This is a genomic window from Flavobacterium sp., assembly GCF_027531705.1.
GTDB lineage: Bacteria > Bacteroidota > Bacteroidia > Flavobacteriales > Flavobacteriaceae > Flavobacterium.
Genome location: NZ_JAPZSP010000018.1, coordinates 86,036 through 99,609, shown reverse-complemented (window position 1 = coordinate 99,609; position 13,574 = coordinate 86,036). Strand labels below are relative to the sequence as shown.

Below are 13,574 nucleotides of genomic sequence, written 5' to 3'. Positions count from 1 at the left end.
TTGCACATGCAACACAACGTACTTATCTTAGATTTCGGATCGCAATACACACAACTTATTGCCCGACGCGTTCGCGAATTGAATATTTTTTGCGAAATTTTTCCTTATAATCATTTTCCAGACGATTTAACAAGTTATAAAGCAGTTATTCTCTCAGGAAGCCCATTTTCAGTAAGAGCCGATGATGCTCCACATCCAGATTTGTCTCAAATAAGAGGTAAATTGCCAATGTTAGCTGTTTGTTATGGTGCACAGTATTTGGCGCACTTTAGCGGTGGTGAAGTAGCATCTTCCAATACAAGAGAGTATGGAAGAGCCAATTTGAACTATATCAAAGAAAATGAACTGTTTTTTGAGGGAATTTCTCAGAATTCTCAAGTTTGGATGAGTCATAGCGATACTATCAAAAAACTTCCAACTAACGGAATAAAGTTAGCAAGTACGCATGATGTAGAAAACGCTGCTTATAAAATTGAAGGCGAAACTACTTATGCTATTCAGTTTCATCCAGAAGTTTATCACTCAACTGATGGATTGAAGTTATTGGAGAATTTCTTAGTTAAAATTGCTGAAGTTCCTCAAAATTTTGCACCTAATGCTTTTGTTGAAGAAATGGTCGGTGAACTTAAGGAAAAGCTGCAAAATGACAAGGTTGTTTTAGGACTTTCTGGTGGTGTAGATTCGACAGTAGCTGCTGTTTTATTGCATCAAGCTATTGGAAAAAATTTATTTTGTATTTTTGTCAATAATGGATTGCTTCGTAAGAATGAATTTGAAAATGTTTTAGAGCAATACAAAGGAATGGGCTTGAATGTAAAAGGCGTTGATGCTTCGGCACGTTTTTTGAACGAGCTTTCTGGGATTTCTGATCCAGAAACTAAAAGAAAGACTATAGGAAGAGTTTTTATTGAAGTTTTTGATGATGAATCTAAAATAATTGAAGATGTAAAATGGTTGGCACAAGGAACTATTTATCCAGATGTAATTGAATCTGTTTCGGTAAAAGGACCAAGTGCTACTATAAAATCGCATCATAATGTTGGTGGATTGCCAGATTATATGAAGTTGAGCATCGTAGAACCTTTGAGAATGTTATTCAAAGATGAAGTGAGAAGAGTTGGTAGAACACTTGGAATTGATGATGAACTTTTAGGAAGACATCCATTTCCAGGTCCTGGACTTTCAATTAGAATCTTAGGTGCTATCGATAATGAAAAAGTTCGTATATTGCAAGAGGTTGACGCAGTCTTTATTGATGGTTTGAAGTCATGGGGATTGTATGATAAAGTGTGGCAAGCAGGTGCAATTTTACTACCAATAAATAGTGTTGGAGTAATGGGAGACGAACGTACTTATGAAAAGGTAGTTGCGTTGCGAGCTGTTGAATCTACTGATGGTATGACAGCTGATTGGGTACATTTGCCGTATGATTTTTTAATGAAAATATCTAACGATATAATAAATAAAGTGAGAGGTGTAAACAGAGTTGTGTATGATATTAGCTCAAAACCACCAGCAACAATAGAATGGGAATAATTTAAAAAAAGTTAGTGTATGAAAAGAATTTTTAGTTTTTTACTTGTGGTTTTTTTATTACAAAACTCAAATGCACAGAAAAATAAAAATCAAGAATATGAGTTAATTAATCATACAGTTCAATTTGGTGAAACTGTAAAGTTGATTTCTCAAAAGTATTTAGTTGATCCAGGTGAAATTTATCAGCTAAATAAATTTGCAGTTAATGGTATTTCAAAAGGGATGATTTTGCAGGTTCCAGTGCCAGTAAAAGATCCTGTTGCGGTTGTAGAAAAAGAAGCAAATCCAGTTAAAAAAGTGATTGTAACAAAAGATACTGAAAAACCAGCTGAAACTAAAGTTGCAACAACTACAAAAGTAGTAGCAAAACAACCTGAAAAGCAAGTGGCTGTTATAGATAGAAGTTCAGAAATTGAACATAAAGTGGAGCCAAAAGAAACCTTATATAGTTTGTCAAAAAAATATGGTGTTTCTGTTGATGAATTAAAACTAAGTAATGAAGAATTAGCTCAGTCTGGATTGCAAATTGGAATGATATTAAAAATTCCTTCAACTAGAGCTTTGGGAGCAAATGAGTCATCAATAGGTTCTTCTAAAACTCCTGTCGCTGAAGCAAAGCCTAAAACGACAGAAAAACCAGTTGCTTCTGAAGCAAAATCAATTACACATGTTGTTGAACCTAAAGAAACTTTGTATAGTTTATCTAAAAAATATGGAGTAACAGTTGACGAAATTAGAGTTCAAAATCAAGCAATTTTGGCAGAGGGTTTAAAAATTGGTCAAAGTTTAACCATTACTAAAAAGTAATTTAGTACTTTTATTTTTTCAAAAAATTAATTCGCTATGCACAAAATATTTCTTTGTTTTTTATTTTTAGTAACAAGTGTTGTTTTTGCTCAAGATAAAGTAGTCAAACACACAGTAGAAAAAGGAGAAACAATATTCAAAATAGCTGGAATATACAAGGTTACTGTAGCCGAAATATTTAGGTTAAACCCTGCTGCTGAAAAAGGTATTAAGGAGAACGATATTCTATTAATTTCAGGCTCTGTTACTGAATCTGATGGTAATTCCAGTACTAAAACGCATTTAGTCAAAGCCAAAGAAACATTATATAGTATAGCAAGAGATTATAAAGTTGCATTTGCCGATTTAAAAACCTTAAATGAAGCAACCTTAGTTGATGGTTTAAAAATTGGACAAATAATAAGAATTCCCGAAGATGGTTTAACAACTGTAACACCAACAAAAGAAGTTCAAAAAACTACAGAAATAGTAGAAAAGCCAAAAGAAACTGTTGCTGAAAAACCTAAAAACGACAAAACTAGCAATTTTCATATTGTAGAAGCTAAAGAAACAAAGTTTGGGATAGCCAAAAAATACGGAATGACCGTTGCAGAATTAGAAGAACTAAATCCAGAAATTGTAGCAAATCTTCCAATTGGTTTCAAATTAAATGTTAAAGGAAATGCAGTTTCATCTGAAGTTTCTTCTAACAAAGTTGAAAAACCAAAACCAGTTGTTATAGATTATGAAATAAAGAAGGCGGATAAATCGGAAACGACATCAACTATAAAAAAAACCGGTTATGCTAATTACGAAGTAAAACAAAAAGAAACTTTATATAGTTTAACGCAAACACTTGGAATAACTCAAGATGAGTTAATTGAGCTAAATCCATCACTAAAAGAGGGTGTTAAGGAAGGTATGATTCTACTTGTGCCAGGAAAAGGTTCTATTACAATTATTGGGAATTCTAAATACAAGGATTTAACCAAAACGATTCAATCTCAAAATAAAAAGCAATTAGTATTACTTTTACCATTTAACGCTACAAAAGTTCAAAGCGATACTATCAACAAAATAGCTACTAGACTTAAAAAAGATAGTTTCTTGAATATGACATTAGATTTTTATTCAGGAGCACTAATGGCAATTGAATACGGTAAATCATTAGGGTTAAACATTGACGTTAAAATTTTAGATTCTGAAGAAAGTAAATTAACTTCTAATGTTGAAAAAGTAGTTAAAGAAAATAATTTACAAAATGCGGATGTTATTATTGGTCCGTTTTACCAACAACATGCTGAAAAAGTAGCTGAATTAGTAGCCGAAAAAAATGTTCCAGTAATTTCACCTTTGTCAAAAGAAATTGGAAAACCATTGCCAAATTTGTATCAATCTATGCCGCCAGCAGATTTTGCTAAAAGTGCAATTTTTGATTATATGTTAGCAAAAAAAGGAAATATTATTGTTGTTAGTGATGTAAAGAGACAAGCTAACAAAGATTTTATAACCAAAAATTATCCGTCTGCATCATTTGCAATTGTTTCACCTACAGGCTCATTGGATATAGCAAGTTTTAAATCATTATTCAAAGAAGACGGAATGAATTATGTTGTGCTAGACACAGAAAAAACGGGAATGATACTTTCTACAACTAATTTGATGTTGAATGATATGAAAAATTATGAAATTCAATTAGTTATTATGGAACCAAACGAAACCTTAAATTTTGAAGAAATTTCAATGAAACGATTAACGATTTTAAAATTATTATATCCTTCATTAACAAGAGAAAATGCTTCACCTGAATCTGTTTTGTTTGAAACTGATTATAAAAAGAAAAATAAAATTCTACCAAATCAATTTGCTACAAGAGGATTTGATATAACTTTCGATACAATGCTTCGTTTATCTCAAGGAAAAACATTTGCAGAATCTGTAAATGAAGACAAAACGGAACAATTGGAAAGCAAGTTTGAATATGCTAAAAAAGATTCTGAAGGTTACATAAATAAAGGTGTTTATATATTAGAATACCAAGAAGATTTAACCGTTAAGCCAGTAAATTAATGACTTCAAAAATAACTTATGTAGGCGATTTAAGAACAGTTTGCATTCACTTACAATCGGGAACCGAAATTCTAACCGATGCACCAACCGATAATCACGGAAAAGGAGAAGCTTTTTCTCCAACCGATTTAGTTGCTACTGCATTAGGAAGTTGTATGGTTTCAATAATGGCAATAAAGTCAAAAGATTTGGAAGTTGACCTTAAAGATTCAACTATTTCAATAACCAAAATCATGCAGGCAGAGCCAAGAAAAATTGCCAAAATTGTGGTTGTCCTTGATATAGCAATCGAAACTTCAGAAAAAAACAGAACTATCCTAGAAAGAAGCGCGATGACTTGCCCAGTTTTACTAAGTCTTCATCCAGATATTGAAAAAGAAGTAACTTTTAATTGGAAATAAACATAAAATGGAAAAATCAGAACAAAATTATAATATGCTAGATTGGTGGAAAAAAGTGCATTTGCAGAATTACGCAAACTTTAATGGCAGAGCAAGAAGAGCAGAATATTGGTATGCTTATTTGTTAAATATTATTTTTTTCTTACCTATTTATATATTATTTATAATCGCTGCTGTTAACGAGTCTGAGGTAATGATGATGATAACTGGAGGAATTATGTTGATTTTAGGTCTGCTACTAATTATTCCATACTTAGCTGTTGCAGTTAGAAGACTTCATGATACTAATAAAAGTGGTTGGTTCTTACTATTATCATTAGTTCCAATTGCTTCATTAGTAATTTTTGTTTTTACTGTGCTTGAAGGCGATAAAGGCGAAAATAATTACGGTAGTGACCCAAAAGATTTTACTAATCATGATGAAATTAATCAAATAGGAATCGAATAATTGAATTCACAACAACAAGAACTCATAAAATTAGCACATACCAAAATGCCCTTCGGAAAATACGAGGGGCGTTTTCTTATTGACTTACCCGAATATTATCTTGTATGGATAAAAAATAACCATCTTCCAAAAGGAAAACTAGGCGAACAATTGCAATTAGTTTATGAACTAAGATTAAATGGGTTAGAAGAACTCGTTCGCAACATAAAAAAGCAATATCCAAAACCTCTTTAAATAAGTTTATATTCTTTTAAAATTCTCATTTTCTAATTGGCACATTCACCAATTAAATCGTATTTTTGCATCGTTTTTTACAACAACACAACAACACAACAACAAAAACAATGAATCAAACAAAATACATTTTTGTTACTGGCGGTGTGACTTCTTCTTTAGGAAAAGGAATCATTGCAGCTTCTTTAGCAAAATTGCTACAAGCCAGAGGTTATCGAACAACTATTCAAAAGTTCGATCCGTATATCAATGTCGATCCTGGAACATTAAATCCTTATGAACACGGAGAATGTTTTGTAACCGATGATGGTGCCGAAACCGATTTAGATTTAGGTCATTACGAAAGATTTCTAAACGTTCCAACTTCGCAAGCCAACAATGTTACAACTGGTAGAGTTTATCTTTCGGTTATCGAAAAAGAACGTCGTGGCGAGTTTTTAGGCAAAACCGTTCAAGTCGTTCCTCATATTACCAACGAAATCAAAGAACGCATGCAGTTGCTAGGTAAATCTGGCGATTTCGACATAGTAATTACTGAAATCGGCGGAACTGTCGGCGATATCGAGTCGCTACCTTATATAGAATCTGTTCGTCAACTAGTTTGGGAATTAGGTGAAAATAACGGAATCGTAATTCATTTAACATTGGTTCCTTATCTTTCTGCAGCTGGCGAATTAAAAACTAAGCCAACGCAACACTCGGTAAAAACATTAATGGAAAGCGGAATCAAAGCTGATATTTTGGTTTGTCGTACCGAATATGATTTGTCAGAAGAATTGCGTCAAAAATTAGCACTTTTTTGCAATGTAAAACGCGAAGCGGTAATTCAATCAATCGATGCTAAAACGATATATGAAGTGCCAAATTTAATGCTAGAAGAAGGTCTTGATGTAGTGGCATTAAAAAAATTAAATCTTCCAGAAAAATCAACTCCAGACTTAACGCAATGGAACGATTTTCTCAATAGATTACAAAATCCAAAACACACTGTAAACGTTGGTCTTATTGGTAAATATGTCGAATTGCAAGATTCGTACAAATCTATTTTAGAAGCTTTCATTCATGCAGGTGCGGCTAATGAAACCAAAGTAAACGTAATAAGTATTCACTCTGAATCTATCGATACCAAAACGGCAGAAGAAAGTCTAAAAGGTCTCGATGGCATACTTGTTGCTCCAGGTTTTGGCGAAAGAGGAATTGAAGGTAAAATCGAAGCGGTTCGTTACGCACGTGAAAATAATTTGCCGTTTTTCGGAATTTGTCTAGGTATGCAAATGGCAGTTATTGAGTACGCAAGAACAGTTTTAGGATACAAAGATGCCAACTCAACCGAAATGAATCCTGATACAACCAATCCAGTTATCGACCTAATGGAAGAACAAAAAACCATTACCGATAAAGGCGGAACAATGCGTTTAGGTTCATGGAAATGCGATTTGAAAGAAGGAAGTTTGGCAAAACAAATTTACGGAAAATCCCAAATTGCCGAACGTCATCGTCATCGTTATGAGTACAATAATAAATATGCTACTGAGTTGCAAAACGCAGGTTTAATAAGCTCCGGAATCAACCCAGACACAGGTTTGGTCGAAATTGTGGAGTTGCCAAACCATCCGTTTTTCATAGGCGTACAGTACCATCCCGAATATAAAAGCACCGTTGCAAATCCTCAGCCAATTTTTGTTAGCTTTGTGGCCGCAATGGTAAAGAATAAAAAATAGTTATCGACTTATCAAAGTTAGGAGCGAAACAGTAGTAATGGCAGTAAACCATTTTCCTGCTTTCCGCTCTACAAGGTGCCGCTCCAATCAGGGCTAGTTAGCAAACTATTGGTTACTAAATAATCGTTTTTTAAAAACATTTTTTTAAAAGACATGAAACAATACAGTCTATCAAACGACTGATGTATAAATTATAAAACAATAATGGAAGAAAAGAAGTTAGACAAGAATTCAATTATCGGATTTATTTTAATCTTTGGTATATTACTTTGGATAATGTATCAAAACCAACCTAAACCCGAAGAAATTGCTGCCGAAAAAGCTAAAAAAGAACAAATTCAAAAAGCGCAAAAAGCCAAAGAAGCAATTGCTAAACAAGCAGCAGTTGTAATTGCAGATACAACAGCAACAAGCACCGAAAAACTTCAAAAACTACAAGGAACATTAGGAAGTTTTGCTTATTCAGCTTCATTGCCAACAGCTAAAGAAGGTACAACAACCATCGAAAATGATTTGGTAAAATTGACAATTTCTAACAAAGGTGGTTTCATTTCTGAAGCAACTTTGAAAAAATTTGATAAAATCAAAAAGAATTCAGGAGAATTGGTTTCGTTAATCAAAAATAACAACGCCAATTTCAATCTTGAATTGCAAACCAAAGACAACCGCGTTCTAAATACAAAAGACTTGTTTTTTGAACCAACTTTAACCAAAGTAGGCGAAAATCAAGTGCTTTCGATGAAATTAAAAACAGGAGCAAATGAATTCTTAGAATACAAATACGTACTAAAACCAAACGATTACATGGTCGATTTTGACCTACGTTCTCAAGGTTTGAATACAGCTCTAAATACCACAAAACCCGCCGACTTGCAATGGGATTTAAAATCGTATCGCAATGAAAAAAGTGTTTCTTACGAAAATCGTTATGCCGAAATCTATTATGAGCACGATGGTGGAAAAGTAGATTACGCTGGTCTAGGAAAACAAGAAGATGAGGTTTTAGAGAAAGCTTCTTTCATAGCTTTCAAGCAACATTTGTTCACTTCTATTTTACTTACACAATCACCAATTGATAATGTAAAAGTAAGTTCAACTGACTTGGTAAATGACGATAAAAAAGATACTATTTATACCAAACAGTTCAAATCAACTTTGCCTTTGGCTTTTAAAAATGGTGAGCTAGATTATAAAATGAATTGGTATTATGGACCAACAGATTACAAATTATTAAGCAAATACGAAAAAAATATTGAAGACATTGTTCCATTAGGTTGGGGAATCTTCGGTTGGATTAACAAATTGATATTTATTCCACTATTTGGTTTCTTAAGTTCATTTATGGGATTAGGGATTGCTATTATATTATTCACAATAATTATAAAAGTTGCAATGTCTCCAATTACTTTCAAATCATTCTTGTCTCAAGCAAAAATGAAAGTATTGCGACCAGAAATCACAGAGTTGGGCGAAAAGTACGCTAAAGATCCAATGAAAAAACAACAAGAAACCATGAAGTTATACAGCAAAGCTGGAGTAAATCCGATGGCAGGTTGTGTTCCTGCGTTGATTCAGCTTCCGTTCATGTATGCATCTTTTCAGTTTTTCCCTTCTGCAATGGAGTTACGTCAAAAAGGATTTTTATGGGCAGATGATTTATCTTCATTCGATTCTATTTTAAAATTACCTTTCAATATTCCGTTATATGGAGATCACGTAAGTTTGTTTGCATTATTGGCAGCTATCGCAATTTTCTTTTACATGAAAATGACTTCTGGCGACCAAGTAATGGCGCAACCACAACAAGAAGGAATGCCAGATATGGGTAAAATCATGAAAATTATGATTTATCTTTCTCCTATAATGATGTTAATTTTCTTCAATAATTACGGATCTGGATTGAGTTTGTATAACTTAATTTCTAACTTAATCACAATAGGAATTATGATTGTTATCAAAAAGTATTTTATTGATAGCGATAAAATTCATGCTCAAATTCAGGAAAATAAAACCAAACCTGTAAAAGAAGGTAAATTCCAAAAGCGACTTAGAGAAGCTATGGAACAAGCCGAAGCACAAAAAGCAAAAGGTAAAAAATAAAAAAAGAGCTCCAATTTCGGAGCTCTTTTAGTTTATGAAGATTTATAGGAAATTAAAAATTAGGTAATAATACACCATCTACTGCATGAACTATGCCATTTGAACATTGTACATCCGTAACAACTATATTTTTATTTGCTGTTGAGCCAGCATCGTCAATAGCAGTTCCAGTTATTGAAAATGATTTACCAGTAAATAATGTATTAATTTGTCCAGTTGGTATTGCTGTCGATAATACATTCACACCACCAACCACATGATACAATAGTAAGTTTGTTTTATTTTCATTTGACAAACCAGTATATACTCCCAAAACTGCAGTGCTAAAAGCACTATTTACAGGAGCAAAAACTGTAAAAGGAGATCCAGCAGTTCCATCTAATGTAGCAGCAAGATTTTGTTCAACTAATAAACTAACTAATGTACTAAAGTTTGGATTCGCAACTGCATGGTCTTTAATGGTAGGCAATTGTATGACTCTATTTACAATATGAATAACACCGTTTGAAGCCATTATATCAGCAGTCGTGACTACTGCGCCTTTATTGTTAATACCGCCATTTAGAGTTACTGTACTTCCGCTTTTTTGAACAAACATACTCAAAGTTGGTGCATTTGCTGCTGTTGTTCTTGGAGACAAAGTTTTAACATATGTGCTTGCAGGAATGTCCGCGCTTTTAATACTACTTGCTATTACATGATTTAGTAATATACTCTTTAGTACAGCAACATCAACATTTTCAACATTTATGTTTGGTCCTAAAGCAGTAAAAAGTGTATTAAATGCATCGTTTGTTGGTGCAAAAACAGTAAATGGTCCGGCTCCTTTTAGAGTGTTTGCTAAATCAGTTCTGGTTAGCGCTCTCACCAATGTAGAAAGATTTGGAGTGTTTACTGCTAATGTTGTAATCGTTGTATCAGGTGGTGTTACAACTGGTGCATCTTCATCATCATTACATGATGTGAAACCTAAAGCCATAAATGCTACTAAAGCAAATGTTCTGAATTTTGTTAATTTTTTCATTGTTTTTGTTTATTTATTGTTAGTAATACTTTTTGCTAAATTAATTTCATTTTGTTTAATCTTTGTTAATAAAAACTAAACAAAATGAATTTTAACTAAAAATTTAACTTATGTTTTATTTTTTAACTATCTGTTTTTTAGTGTTTTATTTTGTTTTAATGATTTTTTTGAATCCAGAATCGGTTTTAATGCTAAACAGATTATAAATTTTATTTAAATACATTCTGTCAAGAATCATTATAACTAGCAAAACAGGCATACTTTTTGACTAAGAAAGTTGTATTATTGCATACTAAAATTTACAAAATTGTGTTTTATTAATTATAGCCAAATGAGTTTTAATATGAAATTCTTAAAAATTATTTTATTGTTTTTAGTAACTACAAATGTTAGTTTTTCTCAAAATGATTTTAACAAACTAGACGAAAAAGGCTTAAAAAACGGTGTTTGGAAAGGTTTTTACGAAGAATCAAAAAGACCTCGTTACGAAGGAACTTTTGAGCACGGAAAAGAAATCGGAACTTTCAAGTTTTTTGATGATACCAAAGCGGGAACCGTAATAGCAACTAGAGAATTTAATAAAAAAGATAATTCTTGTTACACCATTTTTTATAATCAAAAAAATAATAAAGTTAGCGAAGGTAAAGTCGTAAACAAAGTCTATGAAGGCGAATGGCTTTATTATCATGAAGATTTGCCTTCAATCATGGCAAGAGAATTCTATAAAAATGGCAAGTTAAACGGAAAAAGAACTGTTTATTTCAAAAATAATAAAGTTGCAGAAGAAGTAAATTATGTAAATGGATTAAAAGAAGGAACCTACAAGCATTATACCGAAAACGGGATTTTATTGGAAGAATCTAATTATGTAAAAGGGGAATTCCACGGTGATGCCATTTTTAGAGATCCTGAAGGAAATGTTGTTGCTAAAGGGAAATTCAAAAACGGAAAAAAAGTTGGAATGTGGCAATTCTATGAGCAAGGAAAGTTAGTGAGCGAAGAAAACATGAGCTATCCAAAAAAAGTTAAAAAAGAGAAAAAATAGTTGTTTTTTAGAATCATTTTTCCCTATTTTTGAAAAAAAAAAACTATTATTTATGAAGAAAGCAGTACTATTAATTGTTTTGTTTTTTGGAATTTGCCAAAAGAACATTGCGCAAACCACTATTTTTTCTGAAGATTTTCAGGAATTGACTAATCTTAGTGCTATGGGTTGGTGGCAATATAATGATACCAATACGCCATTTGGAAGTTATCAAGCGACTTTTCTTAATGAAGCATGGGGAATTATAGAATGGGCTGCCGAATCACCAAATTATGTAGCTTCTTCAACTTCTTGGTTTACAGGAACTACACCAACGCCAGCAGACCGTTGGATGATTACTCCAATTATTGACTTAACAGGGTATTTGGGTGCTCCAGTCTCGCTTTCTTTCAATGCCAGAGCACATGATGTTCCACCTTATGCAGATAATTTCGATTTGAAAATATCAACTACTGATTACGAAAAAACTAGTTTTACTAATCTTTATACTTCAACTTCAAATCCTAATGTTTTAATTTCTCAAACTACTCCAACTGTGATAGATTTGTCAAATTATGGTGGAGAAATGATCTATTTGGCTTGGGTAAATAATTATACTAACGGGAATTTGTTAAGTATTGATAATATTGAAGTTGTAGGGACAGCATTAAGCACAAGTTCATTTACAACAAATAACATATCAGTTTCTCCAAATCCAGTAAAAGATATTCTTTCAATCTCAAATAAAAACAATGTAAAATTGTCAAATTATACTCTAATTGACAATAATGGAAGAATTATAAAAGAAAGTTCTTTAAATGTTGATTCAAACTTTATAATAGATGTTTCTGATTTATCAAATGGAATTTATTTCTTAAAGTTAGTTTCTGAAAATGAAACTTTGACCAAAAAAATTATCAAAAATTAGAATATAATCATCCAAATATATAAAAGACTGTTAATAGCAGTCTTTTTTTATTTAATTAATATCAAGTTTTTTACCTTTGCTTACATAAAATTAGAATTATGAAACGAGTTATCGTTGGACTTTCGGGCGGAGTAGATTCGAGTGTGGCTGCTTATCTTTTAAAAGAGCAAGGTTATGAAGTAATTGGGCTTTTTATGAAGAATTGGCATGATGATTCTGTGACAATTTCTAACGAATGCCCGTGGCTTGAAGATAGTAATGACGCACTTTTAGTGGCCGAAAAACTCGGAATTCCATTTCAAACAGTTGATTTAAGCGAGCAATACAAAGAAAAAATTGTAGATTATATGTTCTCCGAATATGAAAAAGGAAGAACTCCAAATCCTGATGTATTGTGCAACCGCGAAATCAAATTTGATGTTTTTATGAAAATAGCTTTAAGTCTTGGTGCAGATTATGTAGCAACAGGACACTATTGCCGAAAAGGAATCATTGAAAAAGACGGAAAACAAATATTTCAGTTACTAGCCGGAAAAGATGGAAACAAAGATCAATCGTATTTTCTTTGTCAATTATCGCAAGAACAATTAAGTAAATCACTATTTCCAATTGGTGAGCTAACTAAACCTGAAGTTCGTGAAATTGCGGCTAAACTTGATTTGGTCACAGCCGAAAAGAAAGATTCTCAGGGATTATGTTTTATTGGAAAAGTGCGTTTGCCCGAATTTTTGCAACAACAATTACAACCAAAAGAAGGAATTATAATTGAAATTGACACTAATGTTGCAATGTATTCGCTAGAAAAACCAACTTTCAATTCGTTAGAAGAGCAAATAGTTTTTGAGTCAACGCCAATAAAATACAATCCGCAAATGGGAAAAGTTGTGGGCAAACATCAAGGTGCTCATTATTTCACAATCGGTCAACGAAAAGGTTTGAATGTTGGTGGAACAAAAGAAGCGTTATTTATTATCGCTACCGATGTTCAAACGAATACAATTTATACGGGTCAAGGTCATAATCATCCTGGGTTATTTAGAAAAGTATTGCGAGTACAACCATCAGAAATTCATTGGATTCGTGAAGATTTAGCATTGAAAAATGGAGAAAAAATGGAAGTTATGGCTCGAATTCGCTATCGTCAAGAATTGCAAAAAGCGACTTTATACCAATTTGAATCAGGACTTTATGTTTCATTTGATGAACCGCAATCAGCCATTACTGAAGGACAATTTGTTGCATGGAATATTGAAGATGAATTAGTTGGTTCGGGAGTAATTTCATAAATTTACAAACCAAAAA

At 32.5% G+C, this 13,574-nt stretch carries 12 protein-coding genes; 11 read left to right on the top strand and 1 reads right to left on the bottom strand.

Going from position 1 to position 13,574, the window contains the following annotated elements:
• Positions 1-6: 6 nt before the first annotated feature.
• From guaA to yidC, 8 genes are all read left to right on the top strand, one after another.
• Positions 7-1,536 (top strand): glutamine-hydrolyzing GMP synthase, encoded by a 1,530-nt coding sequence (gene guaA / locus O9267_RS06195; protein WP_298177720.1) that lies wholly within the window; start codon positions 7-9, stop codon positions 1,534-1,536.
• A gap of 18 nt (positions 1,537-1,554) precedes the next feature.
• Positions 1,555-2,343, top strand: a complete 789-nt coding sequence (locus O9267_RS06190) for a LysM peptidoglycan-binding domain-containing protein (protein WP_298177220.1) — start codon at positions 1,555-1,557, stop codon at positions 2,341-2,343.
• Positions 2,344-2,379: 36 nt separating this feature from the next.
• The gene (locus O9267_RS06185; RefSeq protein ID WP_298177218.1) at positions 2,380-4,392 is read left to right on the top strand and encodes a LysM peptidoglycan-binding domain-containing protein; all 2,013 of its coding nucleotides are present in this window, start codon (positions 2,380-2,382) and stop codon (positions 4,390-4,392) included.
• Positions 4,392-4,793, top strand: a complete 402-nt coding sequence (locus tag O9267_RS06180) for an OsmC family protein (RefSeq protein ID WP_298177216.1) — start codon at positions 4,392-4,394, stop codon at positions 4,791-4,793. Before O9267_RS06185 ends, O9267_RS06180 begins: the two co-directional genes overlap by 1 nt.
• 7 nt (positions 4,794-4,800) lie before the next feature.
• A complete protein-coding gene (locus O9267_RS06175; protein ID WP_298177213.1) occupies positions 4,801-5,241 on the top strand; it encodes a DUF805 domain-containing protein in 441 nt (146 codons plus the stop codon).
• Positions 5,242-5,475: a DUF3820 family protein gene (locus tag O9267_RS06170; protein WP_298177211.1), complete on the top strand. Its 234-nt coding sequence runs from the start codon at positions 5,242-5,244 to the stop codon at positions 5,473-5,475.
• A 110-nt stretch (positions 5,476-5,585) separates the two neighbouring features.
• Complete coding sequence (locus tag O9267_RS06165) at positions 5,586-7,196, top strand: CTP synthase (protein ID WP_298177210.1); 1,611 nt, start codon at positions 5,586-5,588, stop codon at positions 7,194-7,196.
• Between the two features lie 204 nt (positions 7,197-7,400).
• A complete protein-coding gene (gene yidC / locus O9267_RS06160) occupies positions 7,401-9,296 on the top strand; it encodes a membrane protein insertase YidC (protein ID WP_298177209.1) in 1,896 nt (631 codons plus the stop codon).
• Between the two features lie 52 nt (positions 9,297-9,348).
• On the opposite strand, the gene O9267_RS06155 is transcribed toward yidC, so the two are convergent.
• On the bottom strand, positions 9,349-10,320 hold the full coding sequence (locus O9267_RS06155; protein WP_298177208.1) for a fasciclin domain-containing protein: 972 nt from the start codon (positions 10,318-10,320) through the stop codon (positions 9,349-9,351).
• A gap of 343 nt (positions 10,321-10,663) precedes the next feature.
• Here O9267_RS06155 and O9267_RS06150 point away from each other — a divergent pair, with 343 nt between their 5' ends.
• The 3 genes from O9267_RS06150 to mnmA all read left to right on the top strand — a co-directional run bounded on the left by O9267_RS06150 (position 10,664) and on the right by mnmA (position 13,558).
• Complete coding sequence (locus O9267_RS06150) at positions 10,664-11,365, top strand: hypothetical protein (protein ID WP_298177207.1); 702 nt, start codon at positions 10,664-10,666, stop codon at positions 11,363-11,365.
• Between the two features lie 52 nt (positions 11,366-11,417).
• The gene (locus O9267_RS06145) at positions 11,418-12,272 is read left to right on the top strand and encodes a choice-of-anchor J domain-containing protein (protein ID WP_298177206.1); all 855 of its coding nucleotides are present in this window, start codon (positions 11,418-11,420) and stop codon (positions 12,270-12,272) included.
• A gap of 98 nt (positions 12,273-12,370) precedes the next feature.
• Positions 12,371-13,558, top strand: coding sequence for a tRNA 2-thiouridine(34) synthase MnmA (mnmA, locus tag O9267_RS06140; RefSeq protein ID WP_298177205.1), 1,188 nt, complete (start codon positions 12,371-12,373; stop codon positions 13,556-13,558).
• Positions 13,559-13,574: the final 16 nt, after the last annotated feature.

Coding starts and splice junctions, on each gene's coding strand:
- O9267_RS06180 (WP_298177216.1), top strand. CDS start 4,392: ATGACTTCAAAAATAACTTATGTAGGCGATTTAAGAACAGTTTGCATT.
- yidC (WP_298177209.1), top strand. CDS start 7,401: ATGGAAGAAAAGAAGTTAGACAAGAATTCAATTATCGGATTTATTTTA.
- O9267_RS06145 (WP_298177206.1), top strand. CDS start 11,418: ATGAAGAAAGCAGTACTATTAATTGTTTTGTTTTTTGGAATTTGCCAA.
- O9267_RS06155 (WP_298177208.1), bottom strand. CDS start 10,320: ATGAAAAAATTAACAAAATTCAGAACATTTGCTTTAGTAGCATTTATG.
- O9267_RS06190 (WP_298177220.1), top strand. CDS start 1,555: ATGAAAAGAATTTTTAGTTTTTTACTTGTGGTTTTTTTATTACAAAAC.
- mnmA (WP_298177205.1), top strand. CDS start 12,371: ATGAAACGAGTTATCGTTGGACTTTCGGGCGGAGTAGATTCGAGTGTG.
- guaA (WP_298177720.1), top strand. CDS start 7: ATGCAACACAACGTACTTATCTTAGATTTCGGATCGCAATACACACAA.
- O9267_RS06175 (WP_298177213.1), top strand. CDS start 4,801: ATGGAAAAATCAGAACAAAATTATAATATGCTAGATTGGTGGAAAAAA.
- O9267_RS06185 (WP_298177218.1), top strand. CDS start 2,380: ATGCACAAAATATTTCTTTGTTTTTTATTTTTAGTAACAAGTGTTGTT.
- O9267_RS06150 (WP_298177207.1), top strand. CDS start 10,664: ATGAAATTCTTAAAAATTATTTTATTGTTTTTAGTAACTACAAATGTT.
- O9267_RS06165 (WP_298177210.1), top strand. CDS start 5,586: ATGAATCAAACAAAATACATTTTTGTTACTGGCGGTGTGACTTCTTCT.